Origin of the sequence: Jannaschia sp. Os4, from assembly GCF_016820245.1 — a bacterium.
Classification (GTDB): Bacteria; Pseudomonadota; Alphaproteobacteria; order Rhodobacterales; family Rhodobacteraceae; genus Jannaschia.
Window position 1 is genome coordinate 493810 of sequence record NZ_JAFCAR010000003.1, and the last position, 22318, is coordinate 516127.

General features: G+C 73.2%; 27 protein-coding genes. 21 read left to right on the forward strand and 6 right to left on the reverse strand.

Translation table 11 applies throughout. From position 1 onward, the window contains the following. Nucleotides 1–17 precede the first annotated feature (17 nt). The 4 genes from JQC91_RS07415 to JQC91_RS07430 are packed head-to-tail and all read left to right on the forward strand — an operon-like array spanning nucleotide 18 to nucleotide 2234. Complete coding sequence (locus tag JQC91_RS07415) at nucleotides 18–416, forward strand: hypothetical protein (RefSeq protein ID WP_203286164.1); 399 nt, start codon at nucleotides 18–20, stop codon at nucleotides 414–416. A 60-nt stretch (nucleotides 417–476) separates the two neighbouring features. Then, a complete protein-coding gene (locus JQC91_RS07420) occupies nucleotides 477–842 on the forward strand; it encodes an NADH-quinone oxidoreductase subunit A (protein WP_203286165.1) in 366 nt (121 codons plus the stop codon). Between the two features lie 4 nt (nucleotides 843–846). Continuing rightward, nucleotides 847–1356: a DUF1643 domain-containing protein gene (locus tag JQC91_RS07425; RefSeq protein ID WP_203286471.1), complete on the forward strand. Its 510-nt coding sequence runs from the start codon at nucleotides 847–849 to the stop codon at nucleotides 1354–1356. Further along, on the forward strand, nucleotides 1353–2234 hold the full coding sequence (locus JQC91_RS07430) for an alpha/beta hydrolase (RefSeq protein WP_203286166.1): 882 nt from the start codon (nucleotides 1353–1355) through the stop codon (nucleotides 2232–2234). The genes JQC91_RS07425 and JQC91_RS07430 overlap by 4 nt, the downstream gene beginning before the upstream one ends. Nucleotides 2235–2306: 72 nt before the next feature. Here JQC91_RS07430 and JQC91_RS07435 read toward each other — a convergent pair whose 3' ends face one another. Continuing rightward, complete coding sequence (locus JQC91_RS07435) at nucleotides 2307–3527, reverse strand: hypothetical protein (RefSeq protein ID WP_203286167.1); 1221 nt, start codon at nucleotides 3525–3527, stop codon at nucleotides 2307–2309. Nucleotides 3528–3724: 197 nt separating this feature from the next. Between JQC91_RS07435 and rpsO the strand changes: the two genes are divergently transcribed. After that, nucleotides 3725–3994, forward strand: coding sequence for a 30S ribosomal protein S15 (gene rpsO / locus JQC91_RS07440; RefSeq protein ID WP_203286472.1), 270 nt, complete (start codon nucleotides 3725–3727; stop codon nucleotides 3992–3994). 262 nt (nucleotides 3995–4256) lie between these two features. Here the strand turns inward: rpsO and JQC91_RS07445 are convergent, their stop codons facing one another. Beyond that, on the reverse strand, nucleotides 4257–5312 hold the full coding sequence (locus JQC91_RS07445; RefSeq protein ID WP_203286168.1) for a sodium-dependent bicarbonate transport family permease: 1056 nt from the start codon (nucleotides 5310–5312) through the stop codon (nucleotides 4257–4259). Between the two features lie 96 nt (nucleotides 5313–5408). Between JQC91_RS07445 and JQC91_RS07450 the strand changes: the two genes are divergently transcribed. The 5 genes from JQC91_RS07450 (at nucleotide 5409) to JQC91_RS07470 (ending at nucleotide 10984) form a co-directional block, all read left to right on the forward strand. Beyond that, nucleotides 5409–6326, forward strand: coding sequence for a LysR family transcriptional regulator (locus JQC91_RS07450; protein ID WP_203286169.1), 918 nt, complete (start codon nucleotides 5409–5411; stop codon nucleotides 6324–6326). A 10-nt stretch (nucleotides 6327–6336) separates the two neighbouring features. Continuing rightward, on the forward strand, nucleotides 6337–7050 hold the full coding sequence (locus tag JQC91_RS07455; RefSeq protein WP_203286170.1) for a sterol desaturase family protein: 714 nt from the start codon (nucleotides 6337–6339) through the stop codon (nucleotides 7048–7050). A gap of 163 nt (nucleotides 7051–7213) precedes the next feature. Beyond that, complete coding sequence (pnp, locus tag JQC91_RS07460) at nucleotides 7214–9349, forward strand: polyribonucleotide nucleotidyltransferase (protein ID WP_203286171.1); 2136 nt, start codon at nucleotides 7214–7216, stop codon at nucleotides 9347–9349. Between the two features lie 115 nt (nucleotides 9350–9464). Then, entirely contained in the window at nucleotides 9465–10526 is a 1062-nt protein-coding gene (locus tag JQC91_RS07465) for a Stealth CR1 domain-containing protein (RefSeq protein WP_203286172.1), read from the forward strand. Next, on the forward strand, nucleotides 10523–10984 hold the full coding sequence (locus JQC91_RS07470) for a YtoQ family protein (RefSeq protein WP_203286173.1): 462 nt from the start codon (nucleotides 10523–10525) through the stop codon (nucleotides 10982–10984). Before JQC91_RS07465 ends, JQC91_RS07470 begins: the two co-directional genes overlap by 4 nt. A gap of 120 nt (nucleotides 10985–11104) precedes the next feature. On the opposite strand, the gene JQC91_RS07475 is transcribed toward JQC91_RS07470, so the two are convergent. Continuing rightward, on the reverse strand, nucleotides 11105–11806 hold the full coding sequence (locus JQC91_RS07475; protein ID WP_203286174.1) for a glutathione binding-like protein: 702 nt from the start codon (nucleotides 11804–11806) through the stop codon (nucleotides 11105–11107). 145 nt (nucleotides 11807–11951) lie between these two features. On the opposite strand from JQC91_RS07475, the gene mscL reads away from it, so the two are divergent. Beyond that, a complete protein-coding gene (gene mscL / locus JQC91_RS07480; protein ID WP_203286175.1) occupies nucleotides 11952–12392 on the forward strand; it encodes a large conductance mechanosensitive channel protein MscL in 441 nt (146 codons plus the stop codon). A gap of 1 nt (nucleotide 12393) precedes the next feature. Here the strand turns inward: mscL and JQC91_RS07485 are convergent, their stop codons facing one another. Genes JQC91_RS07485 through ald form a run of 3 tightly spaced genes read right to left on the reverse strand, consistent with a single transcriptional unit; the run spans nucleotide 12394 to nucleotide 14539 of the window. Further along, nucleotides 12394–12693, reverse strand: coding sequence for an AzlD domain-containing protein (locus tag JQC91_RS07485; RefSeq protein WP_203286176.1), 300 nt, complete (start codon nucleotides 12691–12693; stop codon nucleotides 12394–12396). Then, nucleotides 12690–13370, reverse strand: coding sequence for an AzlC family ABC transporter permease (locus tag JQC91_RS07490; RefSeq protein ID WP_203286177.1), 681 nt, complete (start codon nucleotides 13368–13370; stop codon nucleotides 12690–12692). The genes JQC91_RS07485 and JQC91_RS07490 overlap by 4 nt, the downstream gene beginning before the upstream one ends. Before the next feature lie 50 nt (nucleotides 13371–13420). Beyond that, the gene (ald, locus tag JQC91_RS07495) at nucleotides 13421–14539 is read right to left on the reverse strand and encodes an alanine dehydrogenase (RefSeq protein ID WP_203286178.1); all 1119 of its coding nucleotides are present in this window, start codon (nucleotides 14537–14539) and stop codon (nucleotides 13421–13423) included. Nucleotides 14540–14667: 128 nt separating this feature from the next. Between ald and JQC91_RS07500 the strand changes: the two genes are divergently transcribed. From JQC91_RS07500 to JQC91_RS07545, 10 genes are all read left to right on the forward strand, one after another. After that, the gene (locus JQC91_RS07500; RefSeq protein ID WP_203286179.1) at nucleotides 14668–15132 is read left to right on the forward strand and encodes an Lrp/AsnC family transcriptional regulator; all 465 of its coding nucleotides are present in this window, start codon (nucleotides 14668–14670) and stop codon (nucleotides 15130–15132) included. Between the two features lie 41 nt (nucleotides 15133–15173). Then, entirely contained in the window at nucleotides 15174–15998 is an 825-nt protein-coding gene (locus JQC91_RS07505; protein WP_203286180.1) for a formate dehydrogenase accessory sulfurtransferase FdhD, read from the forward strand. Further along, nucleotides 15995–16258 (forward strand): hypothetical protein, encoded by a 264-nt coding sequence (locus JQC91_RS07510; protein WP_203286181.1) that lies wholly within the window; start codon nucleotides 15995–15997, stop codon nucleotides 16256–16258. The genes JQC91_RS07505 and JQC91_RS07510 overlap by 4 nt, the downstream gene beginning before the upstream one ends. Beyond that, on the forward strand, nucleotides 16255–16830 hold the full coding sequence (gene mobA / locus JQC91_RS07515) for a molybdenum cofactor guanylyltransferase MobA (protein WP_343069927.1): 576 nt from the start codon (nucleotides 16255–16257) through the stop codon (nucleotides 16828–16830). Before JQC91_RS07510 ends, mobA begins: the two co-directional genes overlap by 4 nt. Beyond that, a complete protein-coding gene (gene mobB, locus JQC91_RS07520) occupies nucleotides 16827–17309 on the forward strand; it encodes a molybdopterin-guanine dinucleotide biosynthesis protein B (protein WP_203286182.1) in 483 nt (160 codons plus the stop codon). The genes mobA and mobB overlap by 4 nt, the downstream gene beginning before the upstream one ends. After that, a complete protein-coding gene (locus JQC91_RS07525) occupies nucleotides 17294–19309 on the forward strand; it encodes a molybdopterin-binding protein (RefSeq protein ID WP_203286183.1) in 2016 nt (671 codons plus the stop codon). The genes mobB and JQC91_RS07525 overlap by 16 nt, the downstream gene beginning before the upstream one ends. Nucleotides 19310–19403: 94 nt before the next feature. Further along, nucleotides 19404–20213, forward strand: a complete 810-nt coding sequence (locus tag JQC91_RS07530; RefSeq protein ID WP_203286184.1) for a S49 family peptidase — start codon at nucleotides 19404–19406, stop codon at nucleotides 20211–20213. Between the two features lies 1 nt (nucleotide 20214). Then, complete coding sequence (locus JQC91_RS07535) at nucleotides 20215–20376, forward strand: hypothetical protein (RefSeq protein ID WP_203286185.1); 162 nt, start codon at nucleotides 20215–20217, stop codon at nucleotides 20374–20376. Then, nucleotides 20373–21299, forward strand: coding sequence for a calcium/sodium antiporter (locus JQC91_RS07540; RefSeq protein ID WP_203286186.1), 927 nt, complete (start codon nucleotides 20373–20375; stop codon nucleotides 21297–21299). Before JQC91_RS07535 ends, JQC91_RS07540 begins: the two co-directional genes overlap by 4 nt. Continuing rightward, nucleotides 21296–22066, forward strand: a complete 771-nt coding sequence (locus JQC91_RS07545) for an SDR family oxidoreductase (protein WP_203286187.1) — start codon at nucleotides 21296–21298, stop codon at nucleotides 22064–22066. The genes JQC91_RS07540 and JQC91_RS07545 overlap by 4 nt, the downstream gene beginning before the upstream one ends. The last annotated feature ends 252 nt before the right edge of the window (nucleotides 22067–22318 follow it).

A 22318-nucleotide genomic window follows, 5' to 3' on the forward strand; every position in this document is an offset into this window, starting at 1 on the left:
CCATAAGGCAAGACATCATGCCCCCCCTCGACGGCAACCCGCGCCGCCCGGCCCGCCGCCTTCGGCTCCTGACGGTCCGCGCGCCCCTGTCCGCCAACCCGTCCCCCAACGCGGCGGCGCTCTACGAGCTGCTGTCCCGCCTCGGGCTCAAGACGGCGTGGGTCGACAACTCCCTCGTCTCCTCGTCCGTGAACCGGACGGGGCTGGTCGCGACGGCGGCCCGCATGGCGGACTACGTGGTGGTGGTCGGCGATCCCGGCGACCTCGATGCGCTGCGCGTGGCCCTCGGGCCGATCGACCTGCGCCTCCACGAGGTGGACCTGCTGCTCGCGGACGCGCGGATGGAGGCGCTGGCGGCCGACGGGATCTGGCCGCTGGGCCGGGTCATCCTCGACGGCGCGCCCTTGGCCGCCTGAGGGCTGGACCGCCGCGCGCCACCGTCCTATTCCGGCCACCGACCGGACCCGGAGGCCGCCATGGACGAGATGCTGCTCGAATACCTGCCCATCCTGATCTTCCTCGGGGTGGCGATCGGGCTGGGGCTGGTCCTGATCCTCGCCGCCGTCGTGCTGGCGGTGCGCAACCCCGACCCCGAGAAGGTCTCGGCCTACGAGTGCGGGTTCAACGCCTTCGACGACGCGCGGATGAAGTTCGACGTGCGCTTCTACCTCGTGGCGATCCTGTTCATCATCTTCGACCTCGAGATCGCGTTCCTGTTCCCGTGGGCGGTCAGCTTCGCGGGGCTGTCGGACGCGGCGTTCTGGTCGATGATGGCGTTCCTCGGCGTGCTGACCGTGGGCTTCGCCTACGAGTGGAAGAAGGGCGCGCTCGATTGGGAGTGAGCCGCTGATCGTCCGGCGGCACCGGAAGGGCGACGCCGAGTCGGTCGCCACCTATTCCGACGACGAGGCCTATCGCTACGAGCTGACGCGCGTCTGGGACCCGGACGGCCCCCGCGTGGCGTTCGTGATGCTGAACCCCTCGACCGCGACGGAGGTGGCCAACGATCCCACGGTCGAGCGGTGCGAGCGGCGCGCGCGCGCCTTAGGCTACGGGGCGATGCGGGTGGCCAACATCTTCGCCTACCGCGCCACCGACCCCAAGGACATGCGCGCCCACCCCGAGCCGGTCGGCGGGGCGGCCAACGACCGCGCCATCGCCGCCGCGGCGGACTGGGCGGACGACGTGGTCTGCGCATGGGGCGCGCATGGGGCGCATCTGGCGCGCGGCCCCGCCGTCGAGCGCCTGCTGCGCGGCGCGGGGGTGCGGCCCTTGGCGCTGGGCCTGTCCAAGGACGGCCATCCGCGCCATCCGCTCTACATCGGCTACGCCGTCCAGCCGGAGCCGTGGGGATGAGGCGCCGCGACGTCGCCGCGCCCGACGGCACCCGGATCGCGGTGCGCGTGACGGGAGAGGGGCCGCCGCTCGTGCTGCTCCACGGCTTCCCGCAGAACCACCGCTGCTGGATGCCCGTCCTGCCCCGGCTGGCCGAGCGGTTCACCTGCATCCTCCCGGACCTGCGGGGCTACGGCGACAGCGACGCGCCCCCCGACGACCCGGCCCACGAGACCTACGCCAAGCGGCGCATGGCGGGGGACGTGGTCGCGGTGCTCGACGCGCTGGGGCACGCGCGGGCGCATGTCGCGGGGCACGACCGGGGCGCGCGGGTGGCCTACCGGTTCGCCCTCGATCACCCCGAGCGGCTGGACCGGCTCGCCATCCTCGAGGTGATCCCCACCGTCGCGTTCTGGGACGCTTGGGACGCCGACCTCGCGCAGGCGGCGTATCACTGGAACTTCCTCGCCCAGCCCGCGCCGATGCCCGAACGGCTGATCGGCGGGGATCCGTCGGGATGGATCGACCACACGCTCGCCTCGTGGACGCGCGCCAAGTCGCTCGCCGCCTTCGCCCCCGACGCGCTGGAGAGCTACCGCGCGCAGGCCGCGGACCCGGCCCGGCTGGCCGCGATGTGCGCGGACTACCGCGCGGGCTATCACGTCGATCGCAGGATCGACGCGAAGGACCGCGCGGCCGGGCGGCGGATCGCGGCGGAGATGCTGTTCGTCTGGGCCGAGGACGGCTTCCCGGCCCGGTCCGGCGACCCGGCGGGGGAATGGCGGCGCTGGGCGGAGCGCGTGTCGGACGTGCCCGTCCCCTCGGGCCACTTCGCGCCCGAGGAGGCGCCCGGCGTGGTGGGGGACGCCCTCGCGGCGTTCTTCGGCGCGCCGGCCTAAGGACGCCGGGCGCGCCCGCCGCGCGGGCCGCGCCCGGCGATGGCCTGTCCCCGCCGGACGTGCGTCCCGCACCTAGCCGCGCACCACGACCACCGAGGCCGGGTCGATCGGGACGGACGAGAGGGCGACCGGCACCCCGCCGAGCAGGAGGACCGATCCCTCCGGGACATCCGCGACCGTGACCGTCACATCCTCGGAGGCACCGGGCGCGTCGATCTCCAGCAGGTCGAGCCCCGGCTCGTAATCGAGGATCCGCGGCAGGTCCGCGATCGTGGCGGCGTCGAGCGGCGTCCCGTCGGGCGGGGCGTCGGCCCCATCCGCTGCGCCGGACCCGTCGCCACGGGGCAGGGCGGCGGTCCCGTTCGGGTCGTCCGCCCCGTCATCGGCCCCGTCGACGGCCCCCTCGGTGATGGCGTGCGAGGCATCCTCCGCCGCGTCCGGGGGGGCGTCGCCTCCGGGGGCGGCGACGATGAACCGGTCCGCGCCCGTCCCCCCGCTGGCGACGTCCCCGCGCCCGAGGGCGAGGACGTCGTCGCCGGCCCCGCCGTCGATGCGGTCGGCGTCGTCGATGTCGCGCCCGTCCTCAAGCCACGTGCCGTCGATCGAATCGTCGCCGGCCCCGCCGGACAGGGTGTCGCGCCCCTCCTGCCCGAAGAGCCGGTCGTCGCCGGTCCCGCCGTGGAGCCGGTCGTCGCCCGCGTCCCCGATCAGTAGGTCGTCGCCCGCGCCCCCCGCCGCAGCGTCGTCGCCGTCCCGGCCCCGCAGGACGTCGCCGCCGACGCCCCCCGCGAGCACGTCGTCCCCGTGCCCGCCGTCGAGATGGTCGGCCCCCCGCCCGCCGGAGATCGTGTCGTCGCCGTCGTTCCCCTCCATCAGGTCGCCCGAGGCGCCGCCCGCCATCGCGTCGCCGCCGGAGCCCCCCAGCAGCCCATCCCGCGGGAGGACGAGCCGTTCGAAGAGCGAGAGGCCCGCGCCGTCGCCCAGATGGTCGCCGGGCACCGCGTCCACCGGGTCCGGACGCGCGGGATCGGGGTCGGGGTCGGGCGGGGCGGCGTCGGCCGCGACGTGCGGCGCCGCGGCGAGGCCGTCGGCGGGCGCGCCCTCCGCCGTGGTGGCCGCCGCCTCGGACGGTTCGTCGAGGAGGTCGGGGCCGTCCTCGGCCTCCGCCCCCGCCTCCTCGGGGGGGGCGGCGTCGGGGGCGGCGGTCGCGGGGTCGTCCGCGTCGTCGCCCGGCCCGCCCAGCAGGAAGGCCCCCGCGAGGGCGATGCTCATGAGGCTGGCGATGAGGAGCATGGGCGATCCTTTCCCGGTCGTGGCTACGCCGCGCGGCGGGCCGTCTCCAGAACATTCGGTGAACGAGGTTAACGCGGGGTTCGCGGGGCGCGGGGGCTTTCCAAGCGGCGCGGGGGGCGCTAGGAGGCCGCTCGCTCCAAGGGCGCGCGCTGGACGACATCCCGGCCGTGGCCATCACCCAAGCCAAGGAGACCCCGATGTCGATCACGGTCGAAGAGAAGAACCGCCTCATCAAGGAATTCGGGACGAAGGAGGGCGACACCGGCTCTCCGGAGGTGCAGGTCGCCATCCTGACGTCGCGCATCGCGACGCTGACCGAGCACTTCAAGACCCACAAGAAGGACAACCACTCCCGCCGGGGGCTGCTGATGATGGTGGCCCAGCGCCGTAAGCTGCTGGACTACACCCGCGGCAAGTCCGAGCAGCGGTATCAGGACCTCATCAAGCGGCTCGGCATCCGCCGCTGACCGCCGGTCCACCGGATCACGGAAGGGCGTCCCGCGGGGCGCCCTTTCGCGTTTTCGGGGGCAGAGGTTAACGGCGGCGGGGGTCGAATGGTTTTCCGACGCGATCCCAAGGTCCTAGGCCGATTCGCACCCACCGTACGGTGGGGGGCGCCCCCCGTGCACCCCCTGTACACCCCCCGTACATACGGCGTCCATACGGGGTGGGGCGTTAACCACCGTTTCAGCGGATCACGCGGCCCCGCGCGGGGGCCGCGTCAAGCCCTCAGAGGCCGATCCACGCGTCCACGATCGCCATGAAGAGCGGGATGCAGAGGATCGCCACGGGCGTGCCGATGCCGGTCGATGTGCCCACGTAGGCGGAGGGGTTCGCCTCGGGCAGGGCGCCGCGCATCGTGGGCGGGCCGGAGATGTCCGAGGACGAGGCCGCCATCACCGCGAGCAGGACCACGCCGCCGCCCGAGAAGCCCGTCGCGTGGTGCAGGCCGACCCCCACCGCGAGGCCCATCAGCCCGTGCAAGACCGGCGCGAGCAGCCCGTAGGCGAGGTAGGCGTGGGCCACCTTGCTCAGCTCCGACAGCCGGGCCCACGCCTCCATCCCCATGATGAGCATCAGGATGGACAGGAGGCCGCGGAAGATCGGCTCGTAGAAGGTCTCGTAGACCGGGTCGGGCCGGGCGAGCAGGCCGAGGACCAGGCCGAGGACCAGCGCCGAGATGGCGGGCGAGCGCAGCGTGTCGACGAGGATCCTCCGGATCAGGCCGGGCTCCCCCGCGCCGCCGCCGCCGCCGCCGCTTCCGCCGAGCACCATCGTGCCGCCGCCCGCGCCGTGGGCCGAGCGGGCCAGCGCCATGCGGCCCAGCACGATGGCGGTGACGAGGGCAGCCACGTCCATGAAGGGGTAGAGCGCGCCGATGAAGCCCTCGTAGGCCACGCCCGCGTCCTCCAGCATGACCATGCCGGCGGCGAGAGTGGAGGCCGAGACCGCGCCGAAGAGGCCGACGGTCGCCATCCCGTCCGCATGGGGGACGCCGCGCATCCGCGCCAGCGTCGCCCCGCCGAGCAGCACGATGCCGATGCCGAGCCCCATCGCGCCCAGCGCCGGGAGCAGGAGGTCGCCGAGGTCCGCCTCGCGCACGGAGATGCCCGCCGAGAGGCCCACCTTGAGCAGCAGGAGCGTGACGACCATCGAGTAGACCGGCGCGGGGATCTCCAGCTTGGAGCCCATCGCGGCGATCAGCATGCCCCCCATGAGGAAGGCGAGGGTGGGCGACTGGAACTGGGTCGCCACGGTGCCGAGGATATCGAGAACGAGGTCCATGCCCGCCTCCGTCGTTTGCGTCCACGCGGAGGTAGGCGAGACGGGCGTTCCAGAAAAATACAACGTTTGGGATGGATCGTTCTATGTGGACGAACGATGGCCGACCTGAACTACAAGCACCTGCGCTACTTCCGGGCGGTCGCGCGGGCCGCGTCGCTGACGGAGGCGGCGGGGCGGCTGAACCTGTCGCAGTCGGCGCTGTCCTCGCAGATCCGCACGCTGGAGGCGCGGCTGGGCGTCGACCTGTTCGAGCGGCGGGGGCGGGGCCTGCACCTGACCGAGGCGGGGCGCATCGCGCTGGCCCATGCGGACCGCGCCTTCGCCGCCGGGGACGACCTGTTGGCGGTGCTGGGCGGGCGGGGGTCGGAGACGGCACCGCTGCGGGTGGGCGCGGAGGCCACGCTGTCGCGCAACTTCCAAGCGCGCTTCCTCGCCCCCGTGCTGGGGGGCGCCGCGCCGGTGGTGCTGCGCTCGGGGACGGCGGAGGCGCTGGCGGCGGGGCTGGCCACGCTGGAGCTGGACGTGGCGCTGGTGACGGAGCCGCCGCACGGGGCGGAGGTGCTGGCGCATCTCTTGGCCGAGCAGGCGGTGGGGCTGCACGGGCGGGCGGAGATGCTGGGGGCGCCGGACCTGCGCGCGCTGCTGGCGGAGGGGCGGTTCGTTGTGCCCTCGGGGCTGCGGGCGGCGTTCCTCGGGCTGGGGGACCGGCTGGGCGTGGCGCCGCGGCTGGCGGCGGAGGCGGACGACATGGCGATGGTGCGCCTGCTCGCGCGGGAGGGCGCGGGGATCGCGGTCGCCCCGGCGGTGGTGGTTGCGGACGAGCTGGCGGCCGGGCGCTTGGCGACGGCGCCGTTCGAGACGGGGCTGGCGGAGCGGTTCCATGCGCTGACGGTCGCGCGGGCGCATCCGCATCCGGCGGTGGCGCGGCTGCTGGGGGCGGCGCGGGACGCGCCCTCGACCCCGCCCCGGCCCGCCGCGACGTCCGGATTGCCCGGCGCGGGGGGCGGGGGCTAGGCTGCGGCGCATGATCCCGACCCTGCGCGTCCTGATGCACATGGGCAGCCTGCAGCGGCTGCTGCCGTTCTGGCTGTCGGCATGGGCCGTCGCCGCATGGGCGTGGTCGCCGTGGATGCTGCTGGCGGTGCCCTACGGGATCGTGCTGCAGTTCCTCGTGGAGTACGCGATGCACCGCTTCCTGCTGCACCGCGCGGCGCCGCGGGAGCAGGGGCCGTTCACCGCACTGTGGCGGTCCCATATCGGGCATCACGAGTTCCCGGGCGAGCCGGAGTTCTTCACCGGGGACGACCATTGGTATCCGGTGCGCTTCGGTCTGGGGTCGGTGGCCCTCCACGCGCTCCTGCTCTGGCCGCTGCTGGGGCTGCCGGCGGCGCTGGCGGTGGCGTGGGTCGCGTTGTTCGGCGGCTCGGTGACGGCCTTCGCATTCTACGAGTACTGCCACACGCTGGCGCATCTGGACGTGCCCAAGGGGCGGATGGGGCGGGCGGTGACGCAGAGCCACCTGCGCCACCACTTCAACGACCACGCGGCCACGTTCCACGTCTCGGCGGGGATGGGGTGGATCGACCGGCTGTTCGGCACGGCCTACGACCGGGACGCCGCGCGCGCGCGGTTCGACCCCGAGACGATCCTGTCGATGGGGATGGACCCCGAGGACCTGCGGCTGGTGACGGCGCGCAAGGCCTACGGGATCGCGCGGGCGCCGCGGGCGCGGGCCTAGGGGCGCGGCGGAGCGCCCGCTTCACATGGGCGGGCAAACCGCCTATGTGGCCCCTATCCGACGAGACGCGCCACGGGTCCGGCGCTTGGATGAGAGGATCCGGCGGCAATGGGGCCGCCATATACGCGAGAGGCCGGGCAGGGGCCCGCCTCCGGGAGACAGAATGTTCGACATCGTGAAGAAAGAGCTCGAGTGGGGGCATGACACCCTGACGCTCGAAACGGGCCGCGTGGCGCGCCAGGCCGATGGCTGCGTGATCGCGACCTACGGCGAGACCAGCGTCATGGCCGCCGTCACCTACGCCAAGCAGCCGAAGCCGGGGCAGGACTTCTTCCCGCTCACGGTCCACTATCAGGAGAAGTTCTACGCGGCGGGCAAGGTGCCCGGCGGCTTCTTCAAGCGCGAGGGGCGCCCGACGGAGAAGGAGACGCTGACGTCGCGCCTCATCGACCGTCCGATCCGCCCGCTCTTCGTGGACGGGTTCAAGAACGAGGTGCTGGTGATCTGCACCGTGCTGAGCCACGACCTCGAGAACGACCCCGACATCGTCGCGATGATCGCCGCCTCGGCGGCCCTGACGATCTCGGGCGCGCCGTTCATGGGCCCGATCGCGGGCGCGCGCGTGGGCTTCGTCGACGGGGAGTACGTGCTGAACCCCGCCGTGGACGACATGCAGGACCTGAAGTCCGACCCGGAGAACCGGCTGGACCTCGTCGTCGCGGGCACGAAGGACGCCGTGATGATGGTCGAGTCGGAGGCCTACGAGCTGTCCGAGGCCGAGATGCTGGGCGCGGTGAAGTTCGGCCACGAGCAGATGCAGCCGGTGATCGACATGATCGTCGATCTCGCCGAGCAGGCCGCCAAGGAGCCGTTCGACTACCAGGCGCCGGACTACTCGGCCCTGTTCGACGCGGTGAAGGCGGCGGGCGAGCAGCAGATGCGCGACGCCTACGCGATCACCGACAAGCAGGAGCGCGTGGCCGCCGTGTCCGCCGCCAAGCAGGCGATCAAGGACGGGCTGTCGGACGAGCAGCTGGAGGACCCGAACCTCGGGACGGCCCTCAAGAAGCTGGAATCGACGGTGCTGCGCGGCGACGTGGTGAAGAACAAGCGCCGCATCGACGGGCGCGCGCTGGACGAGGTGCGGGCGATCGACTGCGCCACGGGCATCCTGCCGCGGACCCACGGCTCGGCGCTGTTCACGCGCGGCGAGACCCAAGGTCTGGTCGTGACGACGCTCGGCACGGGCGACGACGAGCAGTTCATCGACGCGCTGCACGGCAACTTCAAGTCCAACTTCATGCTGCACTACAACTTCCCGCCCTACTCGGTCGGCGAGGTCGGGCGCTTCGGCCCTCCGGGGCGGCGTGAGATCGGCCACGGCAAGCTGGCATGGCGCGCGCTGCAGGCGGTGCTGCCGGCGGCGACGGACTTCCCCTACACGATCCGGCTGGTGTCGGAGATCACCGAGTCCAACGGCTCGTCGTCCATGGCCTCGGTCTGCGGCGGCTCGCTGTCGATGATGGACGCGGGCGTGCCCCTCAAGGCGCCGGTGGCCGGCGTGGCGATGGGCCTCGTGCTGGAGGACGACGGCGAGTACGCGGTGCTGACCGACATCCTCGGCGACGAGGATCATCTCGGCGACATGGACTTCAAGGTCGCGGGCACCGAGGACGGCATCACCTCGCTCCAGATGGACATCAAGGTCGCGGGCATCACGCCCGAGATCATGGAGACCGCGCTGGAGCAGGCCAAGCGGGGCCGTCAGCACATCCTCGGCGAGATGGCCAAGACGCTGTCCTCGGCGGGCGGCTTCTCGGAGCACGCGCCGCGCATCGAGACGATGCAGATCCCCACGGACAAGATCCGGGAGGTCATCGGCTCGGGCGGCAAGGTGATCCGCGAGATCGTCGAGACGTCGGGCGCCAAGGTCGACATTAACGACGACGGCATCATCAAGATCGCGTCGCCCAACGGCGACGCCATCCAGAAGGCCTACGACATGATCCACTCGATCGTGGCGGAGCCCGAGGAGGGCAAGGTCTACAAGGGCAAGGTCGTGAAGATCGTCGACTTCGGCGCCTTCGTGAACTTCTTCGGCAAGCGGGACGGCCTCGTGCACGTCTCCCAGATCGAGAACAAGCGCCTGAACCACCCCTCCGACGTGCTGAAGGAGGGCCAGGAGGTCTTCGTGAAGCTCTTGGGCTTCGACGACCGCGGCAAGGTGCGCCTCGCCATGAAGATGGTCGACCAGGAGACCGGCGAGGAAGTGAAGAAGGAGGAGAAGGCGGAGGACTGATCCGCGCTCCCCACTCGTGAGCGGAGGCCCCCGGCGGAGACGCCGGGGGCCTTTCGCGTTCCGGGGCGGTGCCGCCGGGCCTTTGCTTCGCGCGCCCATCGCGTATGACGGCGCGATGACGATCCGCTACCCGACGCCCGCCACCTCCCCCGACGGCGGACCCATCGACGCCGTAATCGCTTGGGTCGATGGCGACGACCCCGCCCACGCCGCCAAGCGCGCCGCCGTCGAGGACCGCGCCAGCCATTCCGAGGCCGACCGCCCCACCCGCTGGGCCGCGAGCCACGAGATCTACTGGTGCATCGCCTCGATCCTGATGCACGCGCCCTACGTCCGCACGATCTGGGTGGTCACGGACGAGCAGACGCCCGCGCACCTCGCCGCCTTCGCGGAGGCGGGGCTGGTCGCGCCGGGCCGGCTGCGGGTGGTGGACCACGCGGAGGTGTTCGCGGGCGTGCCCGCCGCGCTGCCCACGTTCAACTCGCTCACCATCGAGGCGGTGCTCCACCGCATCCCTGGCCTCGCGGAGCGGTTCGTCTACTTCAACGACGACTTCTTCCTGTGCCGGGACATCCCCGCCGCGGCGTGGTTCGACGCCGAGGGACGGCCCGTCCTCCACGGGCGCTGGGAGCCGCCGGAGGACCGCCGCGCGAAGGTGCAGATCCGCAGGTGGCTGCGCCGCCTGACCTTCCGCCCGCCCAACATGCGGCCGAGCTACCGGGTCGCGCATTGGGAGGGCGCGCGGCTGGCGGGGGTCACGGGGGACTACATCCTGCAGGAGCACCATCCGCACCCGATGCGGCGCTCGACGCTGGAGGCCTTCCACGCCGGGCGCCCGGAGGTGCTCGCGCGGCAGGCGTCCTATCGGTTCAGGCACCGCGACCAGTACCTGCCCGTCAGCCTCGCCAACCATCTGGAGGTGGCGCGCTTCGGGGCGCCGCGGGCCGAGGACGTGGAGGTGGCCTACCTGAAGGCCAGCGACCGCAAGTTCGGGGGCGCGCCCGATGTCGACGCGTTCGAGGCGGCCGTAATGGGCGGCAAGGTGCCGTTCGGCTGCCTGCAGAGCCTCGACGAGGCCGACCCCGCGACCCGCGCCCGGCTGATCCGCATCATGACCGAGCGGTTCGCGCCCGCGCTGCCGCCCGTCCTTTCCCGGTCCGAGGAGACCATTCGATGACCCTGACCGTCTATCTCGCCGGAGAGATCCACACCGACTGGCGCGACGAGATCGCGCGCCGCTGCGAGGGGCTGGACATCCGCTTCACCGCGCCCGTGACCGACCACGCCGCCTCGGACGACTGCGGGGTGGCGATCCTCGGGGCGGAGGAGAAGAAGGTCTGGCACGACCGGCTGGGCGCGGGGATCAACGGGATCCGCACCCGGCACGCGATGCAGGGGACGGACGTCGTCGTCGTGCGGTTCGGGGACAAGTACAAGCAGTGGAACGCGGCCTTCGACGCGGGGCTGGCGGTGGCGCGGGGCAAGCCGGTGATCCTCCAGCACGGGCCGGACCACGCCCACGCCCTCAAGGAGATCGCGGCGGCGGCGGACGCCGTCTGCGAGACGCCCGCGCAGGTGGCGCAGGTGCTGCGCTACGTGCTGACGGGGGCGCTGCCGGACGAAACGGTGCGTTAACGGATCGTTCACCCCGATCGGGGATTGGACGGCATGTCCGAACGCTTCCAGACCGCCGTGATGATCGCCGCCCTCGCGCTCTGCGGGGCGGCGGTCCTGATGATCGGGCCGCTGTGAGGCTCAGCCCTCGCGCGGGGGGGTCCGCATCCCCTTGGCCACCGCGTCGCGCGCCATGAAGCGGTCGAGATAGGCCTGCAGGTGCGGGTGGTCGTCCCAGCCGACGGCGTCCTTCGTCTCGTAGAAGTTCAGGGCGTTCAGCCACGGGGCGATGGCGATGTCGGCGATGGAGTACTCGCCCGTCACCCAGTCGCGCCCCTCCAGCCGGCCCGCGATCACGCCGAGGAGGCGCCTCGACTCGTCCACGTAGCGCTCGCGCGGGCGGGGATCCTCGATCTCCTTGCCGGCGAACTTGGAGAAGTAGCCCATCTGGCCGAACATCGGGCCGAGGCCGCCCATCTGCCACATGAGCCACTGGATCGCCTCGGCGCGCTTGGCCCCGCCCGAGCCGATCAGCGTCCCCGCCTTGTCGGCGAGGTAAATCAGGATCGCCCCGCTCTCGAACAGGCCGAGCGGCGCGCCCCCCGGCCCGTCGGGGTCGATGATCGCGGGTATCTTGTTGTTCGGGTTGAGGGACAGGAACTCGGGCGACTTCACGTCGGCGTCCGAAAGGGTGACGCGATGCGCCTCGTAGGGGAAGCCCGTCTCCTCCAGCATGATCGACGCCTTGACGCCGTTTGGGGTCGGGAAGCTGAACAGCTGGATCACGGAGGGGTCCTGCGGGACCCATCTCCGGGTGATCGGGAAGGCGGAGAGGTCGGCCATGGGGTGTTCCTTCGGTTGCGGTCCCCGGCCTAACTCAATCGCGGCGAGAATATGGCGTGACTTGTGTGCGTTTTTCCGCAGGCTGTCCGCATCCGACCGGGTCCAGCCCCGGATTCGGGACGAGATCAGGCAAAGGGACGACCGGATGATCAACGAGTTCAAGGATTTCATCGCCAAGGGCAATGTCATGGACATGGCCGTCGGCATCATCATCGGCGCGGCGTTCACCGCGATCGTGACGTCGCTGGTGGGCGACATCATCAACCCGATCATCGCGCTGTTCACCGGCGGGATCGATTTCTCGGGCTGGTTCTACGTACTGGGCGAGGGCGAGTTCGCCTCGATCGAGGCCGCGACCGAGGCGGGCGTGCCGGTGTTCGCTGTGGGCAAGTTCATCATGGCCGTGATCAACTTCCTGATCGTCGCCTTCGTCGTGTTCATGCTGGTCAAGATGGTGAACCGCATCAAGGCCGCCGCCGAGAAGCCCGACGAGGTCGCGCCCGAGGTCGTCACAGGCCCCTCGGAGCTGGACGTGCTCCTCGAGATCCGCGACTCGCTGCGGTCGAGCGCGACCCCGGCCGAGTGAGCTAGAGCAGGGCCGCCGCCGCGTAGGCGGCGGCCCCCGCGGCGACGGCCCACATCGCGTCGCGCCGCCACGCCCCCACCGCCAGCGCCGCCGCGCAGCCCGCGAGGGCCGCGACCTCCACGCCCCCCTCGGCGGGCGTCAGGACGAGGGGCGCGACGAGGCCGGGCATCACCGCGACGCCCGTGTAGCGCAGGTGCCGCCGGATCCAGTCGGGCAGGGGGCGGTCCCCGATCAGGCCGAGGAAGCTCCAGCGGATGGCCCACGTGGCGAGGCCCATGATCCCTATGGCGAGCCACGTCATGTCGTGCGGCGCTCCACCTCGGCGCCGACCGCAATGGCGATCAGCGCCGCGATCAGCAGGCCGCCGTTCCACGGCACCCCCGCGAGCGCGAGCGTCAGGACGACGGAGGTAACGGCGGCGGCGGCGTGGGCGGCGGTCCTGAGCATGGGGGCCACGAGGGCCACGAAGGCGAGCGGCACCGCGAACCCGAGCGGGAGCCAGTCGGGCAGCGCCGCGCCGAGCAGGGCGCCCGCCGCGGTGGCGCCGACCCATGCGGGGAACACGTAGGAGGCGGTGCCCGCGAAGTAGGCGACCTTGTCGCGGGTCGACCAGCCGGGCGCGTCCTCGAACCGGGCCTGCGCGAGGGCGTAGGTCTGGTCCACGAGCAGGTAGCCGATCACCGCGCGCTGCCACGGGGGCGCGTCGCCCAGATGCGGGACGAGGGCGGCGGAGTACATCATCATCCGCAGGTTCACCGCGAGCCCCGACAGGACCGCGACGGCGAGGGGCGCGCCCTCCTGCGCGAGCCCCAGCGTGGTCAGCTGCGAGGCCCCGGCGACGACGATGGCGGAGAAGGCGACGACCTTCTCGAAGGAGAGCCCGGCCTCGGTCCCGATGACGCCGAAGAGGGCGCCGAACGGGACCATGATGAACAGGAAGGGCGCGCCGTCGCGGGCGCCGCGGGCGAAGGGCGACATGGGCGCCGCGCTACGCCGCCGCCCGCCGGGGGGCAAGCGGGCGGGGGCGCTCAGGCGGCGAGGGCGTCCTCCGGGGCGATGGCGGGCAGGCCCAGCGCCTCGCCCACCGCCGCTTGGGTCAGCCGGCCCCCGTGCACGTTGAGCCCCGCGCGCAGGTGCGGATCGGCGAGGCAGGCCTCGCGCCAGCCGTGGTCGGCGAGCGCCATGAGGAAGGGCAGCGTCGCGTTGCCCAAGGCGATGGTGGAGGTGCGCGCCACCGCGCCGGGCATGTTGGCCACGCAGTAGTGCATGATCCCGTCCACCTCGTAGATCGGGTCCTGATGGGTGGTGGCGCGCGAGGTCTCGAAGCAGCCGCCTTGGTCGATCGCCACGTCCACGATGGCCGCGCCGGGCTTCATGTCCGCCAGCTGCGCGCGCGTCACCAGCTTGGGCGCGGCGGCGCCGGGCACCAGCACCGCGCCGATCACGAGGTCGGCCCCGGCCACCATCTCGGCGGTGGCGGCGGCGCTGGCGTAGCGGGTGCCGAAGGTGGCGCCGAACGTCTCGTCCAGCTGGCGCAGGCGGACGAGCGAGCGGTCGAGCACGGTGACGTCCGCGCCCATCCCGGCGGCGATGCGCGCCGCGTGGGTGCCGACGACGCCGCCGCCGATGACGGCGACCTTGGCGGGGCCGACGCCGGGCACGCCGCCCATCAGGACGCCCCGCCCGCCATTGGCCTTCTGCAGGGTCCAAGCCCCCATCTGCGGGGCCAGCCGTCCCGCGACCTCGGACATCGGCGCGAGCAGGGGCAGACCGCCGCGGGCGTCGGTGACGGTCTCGTAGGCGATGCAGGTCGCGCCGGAGCGCAGCAGGTCGCGGGTCTGCTCGGGGTCGGGGGCGAGGTGGAGGTAGGTGAACAGCACCTGCCCCTCGCGGAGCATGGCGCGCTCGGGGGCCTGCGGCTCCTTCACCTTCACGATCAGGTCGGCCTGCTCGAACACGGCGGCCGCGTCGGGCAAGAGGGTGGCGCCGGCGGCGGCGTAGTCGTCGTCGGAGAAGCCGGAGCCGATGCCCGCGCCGCGCTGCACGACGACCTCGTGGCCGTGGGCCACGGCCTCGTGGGCGGCGGCGGGGGTGAGGCCCACCCGGAACTCCTGGGGCTTGATCTCGGTGGGGCAGCCGATGCGCATGGGGTCCTCCTGCGTTCCGGCGAAGCCTAGCCCGAGGGGCGCGGGGAACGGTCCCTCGTTTCCCGCCGGGATGCACGGTTTGCGGCGGGTGGTCCCGCAGCATAGCATCCGCGACGGGAGGATTTCGCATGACCGATCGGATCGATGACATGGATGCCCGGCTGCTGCGCCTCGTCCAGCGGGACGCACGCCTGACCGTGGCGCAGATGTCGGAGCGGCTGGGCCTCTCGCCCTCGGCCTGCCACCGGCGGCTGCAGCGGCTGGAGCGGGACGGGGTGCTGCGCGGGACGGTCGCGCTGGTGGACGCGCGGGCGCTGGGCCGTGCGACGACGGCCTTCGTGGAGATCAGCCTTTCCAGCCAAGCGGACGAGGTGCTGGACGCGTTCGAGGCGACGGTGGCGCGCATCCCGGAGGTGCTGGAATGCCACCTGATGACCGGGGCCTACGACTACCTGCTGAAGGTGGTGGCGCGGGACACGGACGACTTCGCGCGGCTGCACCGCCGCCACCTCGCCTCGCTGCCGGGGGTGGCGAAGATCCAGTCGTCCTTCGCGCTCAAGACCGTGCGGGAGACGACCGCGCTGCCGGTGTGAGGACGCTTGCGTCGCGGTCTGCTCGGGATCATCCCTTCCGCATGGCCACGCTCCTGCCCGACACCCTCGCGGTCGCCCCCGACCCCGACGACCCCCGCCTGACGCGGGACGTCCGGGCCGTGGACGAGACCGGCGCGGCCGTGGACCTGCGCGCGGTCGAGGAGCGCCCGCTGACGATCTACCTGAACGCGCGGGAGATCGTCACGGCGATGACCTTGGGGGACCATCCGGAATGGCTGGCGCTGGGGTTCCTCACGAACCAGGGGATGCTGTCGGCGTCGGACGAGGTGACGGGGGTGGAGCACGACGCGGAGCTGGGCGTCGTCGTGGTGCGGACCGCCGTGGAGACCGACCACGAGGCCAAGCTGGCGCGCGCCACGCGCACCTCGGGCTGCGCGGTGGGGACGGTGTTCGGGGACATGATGGAGGGGCTGGAGGGGCTGGTCCTGCCGCCGACGGAGGTGCGGGTGTCGGACCTCCACGCGCTGAGCCACGCGATCAACCGGGTGCCGTCGCTCTACCTCGCCGCGGGCGCGATCCACGGGACGTGCCTGTGCCGGGGGGCGGAGCCGCTGGCCTATTTCGAGGACGTGGGACGCCACAACGCGGTGGACAAGCTGGCGGGCTGGATGCGCGACACGGGCACCGCGCCGGGCGACAAGCTGCTCTACACGACGGGGCGGCTGACCTCGGAGATGGTTATCAAGTGCGCGCTGATGGGCATCCCGGCGGTGGCGTCGCGCTCGGGCTTCACGGCGTGGGGGGTGGAGATCGCGCGGCAGGTCGGCCTGACGGTGATCGGGCGGCTGAAGGGAAAGCGCTTCCTCTGCGTGGCGGGCGACGCGCGGCTGGTGCGGGACGCATGATCGCCGCGTGGATCGTCCTGCTGCTCGGCGGCTTGGTCGGGGGCATCCTCGTGGCGGTGGGCGCGACGCGGGCGATGGGGGCGCTGGCGGTCGCGCTGGGCCGCCCGATGGACCAGCGGGCGCTGCGCCGGGTGCTGCTGACCGGCGACCCGGACGCGCCCGCGCCCCTGCTGCTGCGCGCGCGGCTGTGGGCGGCGGCGAACGCGGCGTGGCCGCTGGCGTGGCTGCTCGCCGCGATGTGGCTGTGGAGCCGCATGTGACCCCCGCCGTGATCCTCGCGGGCGGGGCGGCGCGGCGCATGGGCGGCGGGGACGCGCATGTGGTGGACAAGGCGCGGCTGGTGCTGCGGGGGCGCCCGCTGATCGACCACCTGTTGGTCCGGCTGCGCCCGCAGGTGGGGGCCGTGGCGCTGAACGCCAACGGCGATCCGGCGCGGTGGGCCGATCTAGGGCTGCCGGTGCTGCCCGACACGGTTCCCGGCCGGCCCGGCCCCTTGGCGGGCGTGCTGGCGGGGATGGAGTGGGCGGCGGGGCAGGGGGCCACCCATGTGGTCTCGGCGGCCGCCGACACGCCGTTCCCGCCCGTCGATCTGGTCGAGCGGCTGCGGGCGGGGGGCGACCTCGTGCTGGCGGCGACGGACCGGCCGCAGCCGACCTTCGGGCTGTGGCCCGTGCGGCTGGCCGACGACCTGCGCGCGGCGCTGGAGGGGGGGCTGCGGAAGGTGACGCATTGGACCGACCGGCACGGGGCGGCGACGGCGCGGTTCCCGGAGGGGAGCTTCACCAACGTGAACACGCCGGACGACCTCGCCGCCTTGGAGGCCGCGCCATGAGCCTGTGGGGGATCGTCGGGCGCAAGGACATGGGCAAGACGACCCTGACGGTGGCGCTGGTGGAGGAACTGACGGCGCGGGGTCTGGTGGTGAGCACGCTGAAGCGGACGCATCACGCGCTGGACCTCGAGACGCCGGGCACGGACAGCCACCGCCACCGCGCCGCGGGGGCGGCGCAGACGATGCTGGTGAGCGACGCGCGGATCACGGTGATGGAGGAGGTGGCGGAGCCCTCGCTGCTCCACGCGCTGACGCGGCTGTCGCCCTGCGACGTGGTGCTGGCCGAGGGGTGGAAGGCGGGGCGCCACCGGCGCATCGAGGTCTGGCGGCCCGGCGGGGCGGCGCCCTTGGCGGCAGGGGACCCAAGCATCGCGGTGGTCGCGGCGCCCGGGGCGCGGGCCCCGGTGGAGGGGGTGGTGCTGGACCTCGACGACGTGGGTGCGGTCGCGGACTGGATGCTGGCATGGACCACGACCTGATCGTCGTCGCGGACTGGTCCGCCGCCGCGCAGCCCACCCCGGCCAAACCTTCGAAGGACGCGATCTGGGTCTGCGCGGACCGGCGGGGGGCGCAGGAGGTGCGCTACTTCCGCACCCGCCACGCGGCGTGGGGGTGGATCGACGCGCTGCTGGACGAGGGGCTGCGGACGCTCCTGGGGTTCGACTTCGCCTTCGGCTGGCCCGCGGGCTTTGCGGAGCGGCTGACGGGGCGGGCGGAGGCGCTGGCGGTGTGGGACCACCTCGCCGCGCGGATAGAGGACGCGCCGGACAATTCCAACGACCGCTTCGCCGTGGCGGCCGCGCTGAACGCGCGCTTCCCAGGCACGGGGCCGTTCTGGGGGGCGCCAAGGCCGCTGGAGGGGCTGCCGCAGAGGGACCTGCGCGACGGTCACGGCCTGCCGGAGCGGCGGCTGGTGGAGGCGCACGCGCCCTCGGCCACGCCGGTCTGGCAACTGGCCTATGCGGGGGCGGTGGGGTCGCAGGCGCTGATGGGGACGGCTGCGCTGGCGCGGCTGCGGGCGCGGCGGGCGGTGACGGTCTGGCCGCAGGAGACGGGGTTCGCGGTGCCGGACGCGCGGGTCACGGTGGCGGAGATCTATCCGTCCCTCTTCCCGCCCGCGCCGCATGCGATCCGCGACGCGGGGCAGGTGATGGCGACGGCGGCCGCCCTGCGCGCGGCGCCGGACACGTGGTTCACCGAGCCGAGGCAGGTCGCGTCGGAGGCGGTCGCGCGGGAGGAGGGGTGGATCTTGGGCGTGCTGCCGCCGTCGTCGTGTCTCGCGCTGCCCGCCGGGCGGGACTGGACGCCGGTGGCCGAGGTGCTGGCCGACCTGCGGGCGGGGGCCGCGCCGGCGACGGGGAGCGAGACCGTCGGCCTGCTCGACGCGGCGGGGCGCGTCCTCGCGGGGCCGGTGGCGGCGCGGCGCGCCAACCCGCCGCATCCCAACAGCGCGGTGGACGGCTGGGGCTTCGCCCATGCCACGCTCGCCCCCGGCCCGATCCCGGTGCAGCCGGGGCGGGCGGCGGCGGGGCGGCCGTTCGAGGGGGCGGTGGCACCGGGCCGCGCGCTGCGCATCCTGACGGGGGCCGCGCTGCCCGAGGGCGTGGACACCGTCGCGCTGCAGGAGGACGCGACGGAGGCGGAGGGCCACCTCGTGCTGCGCGGGGTGCCCAAGCGGGGCGCCAACACCCGACCGGCGGGCGAGGACGTGGCGGCGGGCGACGCGGTGCTGCCCGGGGGGGCCGTGCTGCGCCCGCAGGACCTCGCGCTGGCCGCCGCCGCCGGGCACGGCGCCTTGGAGGTGCGCGAGCGGCTGCGGGTGGGCGTGCTGTCGACTGGGGACGAGGTGACGCCACCCGGCGCGGACCACGGCACGGCGGACGCGAACCGGCCGATGCTGCTGGCGATGCTGGCGGCGTGGGGGCTGGCGCCCGTCGATCTGGGCCACGTGCCGGACGACCCGGACGCGTTGGCCGCCGCGCTGACGGGCGGCCTGCCCGCGATCCTGACGACGGGGGGCGCGTCGGACGGGGACGAGGACCACCTGTCGCGGCTGATGCGCGCGCGGGGGACGGTGCGGACGTGGCGCGTGGCGCTCAAGCCGGGGCGTCCGCTGATGCTGGCCGACTGGGGCGGGACGCGGGTGTTCGGCCTGCCGGGCAACCCGGTGGCGGCCTTCACCTGCGCGGCGTGGTTCGCCCGGCCCGCCCTGCGCGCGATGGCCGGGGCGGGGTGGGCGGAGCCGCGCCCGCTGCACGTGCCCGCCGCCTTCGCCAAGCGGCGCAAGCCGGGACGGACGGAACTGCTGCGTGCGCGGCTGGACGCGCGGGGCCGTGCGGAGGTGTTCGCCTCGGAGGGGTCGGGGCGGACGAGCGGATTGTCGTGGGCACGGGGCCTCGTGCACCTGCCGCCCGAGGGCGGCGACGTGGGGCCGGGCGACCTCGTGGACTACGTGCCGTTCGCGGAGCTGGGGCTGTAGCGGAGACGGCGCGGACTGCCGAAACTGGGACCGGACGTCCAAGTTTTCCGCAGCGCCATTGCCCCGCCCGGCCCCCCGCCATAGGTCCGCTCGCATGGACCTCCCCGCCTTCCTCCGCCGCAAGAAACCGGGACCGCGCGTCGCCGTCGTCCGCCTGCAGGGGGTCATCGCGGCCCAAGGCCGGGGCGCGACGCTGAACTCGGCGGGCATCGGCCCGATCCTCGCCCGCGCCTTCAAGGCCAAGAAGCCCGCCGCCGTGGCGCTTATCGTGAACTCGCCCGGCGGCTCGCCGGTGCAGTCCGCGCTGATCGGGCGCCACATCCGGCGGCTGGCCGAGGAGACGAAGACGCCGGTCCACGCCTTCGTGGAGGACGTGGCGGCCTCTGGCGGCTACTGGCTCGCGGCGGCCGCCGACGACATCCACGTGGACGACAGCTCCGTCACCGGCTCGATCGGCGTGATCTCGGCGGGCTTCGGCTTCACCGGCGCGCTGGAGAAGCTGGGCGTCGAGCGGCGCGTCCACACGGCGGGCAAGGACAAGTCCCTGCTCGACCCGTTCCGCCCCGAGCGGGACGAGGACATCGACCGGCTCAAGCAGATCCAGTCGCGCGTGCACGACGCCTTCATCGCCCACGTCAAGGCGCGGCGGGGCGAGCGGCTGGACCTGACGAACGAGGATCTCTTCACCGGCGCGGTCTTCGTCGGCATGGAGGCGGTCGAGGCGGGCCTCGCCGACGGGGTGGGCCACGCCACGGACGTGCTCAAGGCGAAGTACGGCGAGGACGTGCGCTTCGTCGCCTACGCGCCGCGCCGCCCGTTCCTGCGCCGCCTCGCGCCGGGGATCCTCGACGCGGCCCTCGGGGCGGTCGAGGAGCGGACCCACTGGGCGCGCTACGGCCTCTGAGATGATCCTCAAGACCGTCCTCCTCTTCCTCGTGTTCATCGGCGTGGTCGGCATGTTCGGCAAGCTGCGCTGGCTCGACCCCCGGATGAAGGCCACGCGGCGGTGCCGCCGCTGCAAGCGGCCCATGGTCGGCAAGACCTGCCCCTGCGGAGGACGCGCATGACGATCGCACTCGCGCAGGTCGTGGGCGGCTTGATCCTGCTGATCCTCGCGGGGGACGCGCTGGTTCGGGGCGCCGTGAACCTCGCGCTGCGCCTGGGCATCTCGGCCCTCGTGGTCAGCCTGACCGTGGTGGCCTTCGGCACCTCCGCGCCCGAGCTCCTCGTGTCGATCGAGGCGGTGCTGGACGACGCGCCGGGCCTCGCGCTGGGCAACGTGGTGGGCAGCAACACGGCCAACGTGCTGCTCGTGCTCGGCGTACCCGCCCTGATCTCCGGGCTGGCGACGAAGACCCACGACACCCGGCGCGACTACGCCTTCATGCTCGCGGGGACGGCGCTGTTCGTGGGCTTCGCGTGGACCGGGGCGATCGCGGGATGGAACGGCGCCGCGATGCTGGCCGTCCTCGCCGCGATCCTCGTGACGACCTTCCTGCTCTCGCGGGGGACCGAGCCCGAGGAGGTGGAGGGCGCCGACGACCGGATGGGCGGGTGGAGGATCGCCGCCTATCTCGCCGCGGGCCTCGTGGGCCTGCCGGTGGGCGCGCACCTCCTCGTGGACGGGGCGAGCTACGTCGCCAAGACCTACGGGCTGTCCGACGCGGTGATCGGCCTCACCCTCGTGGCCATCGGCACGTCGCTGCCGGAGCTCGCGACCACGGTCATGGCCGCCCTGCGCCGCCACGCCGACGTGGCGCTGGGCAACGTGATCGGGTCGAACCTGTTCAACCTGCTGGCCATCATGGGCATCGCGTCGCTGGTCGGCCCGATCCCGACGGCGGAGGTCCTCGACCTCGACCTGTGGGTGATGGTGGGGGCCTCGCTGCTGATGATCCCGTTCGTGCTGCGCTGGTCTGACATCAACCGGGCGTGGGGCGTGGCGCTGACCGGGGCCTACGTGGCGTACATGGCGCTGGTCCTCTCGTGAGGGCGCTGGTCACCGGGGCCGGCGGGCGGCTCGGGGCGGCGATGGCCGAGGAACTGGCGGCGCTCGGCCACGACGTCGCGATCCACTACGCCGCCTCCGCCGACGGGGCCGAGAGGACGGCGGACGCCGTGCGCGGGCACGGGCGGGCGGCCGCGACGCTCGGGGCCGACCTCCTCGACCTCGACGCCGCCGAGGCGCTCGTCCCCCGCGCGGCGGCGGCGCTGGGCGGCCCGCTCGACGTGCTGGTGAACAACGCGAGCATCTTCGAGCACGACGACATCCGCACCGCGACGCGGGAGTCGTGGGACCGGCACATGCGCTCGAACCTCCACGCGCCGTTCCTGCTGACCCAAGCCTTCGCGGCGCAGGCGCCCGATGCGGATCGCGATCCCGAGCCGCGCGCCCGCGCGTCCATCGTCAACATGATCGACCAGCGCGTCCTCAAGCTGACGCCGGAGTTCATGACCTACACCTTGGCGAAGTCGGCGCTCTGGACGCTGACGCGTACCGCGGCCCAAGCGCTCGCGCCCGAGGTCCGGGTCAACGCGATCGGGCCGGGGCCGACCTTGCGGGGCCATCGGCAGTCCGAGGCCCACTTCGCGGCGCAGCGCGCGGCGACCGTCCTCGGGCGCGGGGCGGACCCGTGCGGCATCCGCGAGGCGCTCCGCTACCTGCTGTCGGCGCCCGCCGTGACGGGGCAGCTGATCTGCGTCGACGGGGGGCAGCACCTCGGCTGGCGGACGCCGGACGTGCTCGGGGTGGAGTGACGTCCGCGTCGGACGTGGACGTCGCGTCCGCGCGAGTTGTCCACCGAGGCGATTCGGACGCCCTGCGATCGACGCCGGCGGCCCGCTTCACAACTTCAGGTAGAGTGCGATTCGTCTGCCCCAGTAAAAACAGGCACTTATTAAATTCCGTCACGTCAATCGTCATGTCGCAAATTCTTAACAAACCCTTGGGCGGCAAGGCGCTGGGCAATCTCCCCCCAGGTTTATCCACAGCGGCATCCCCCTATATCG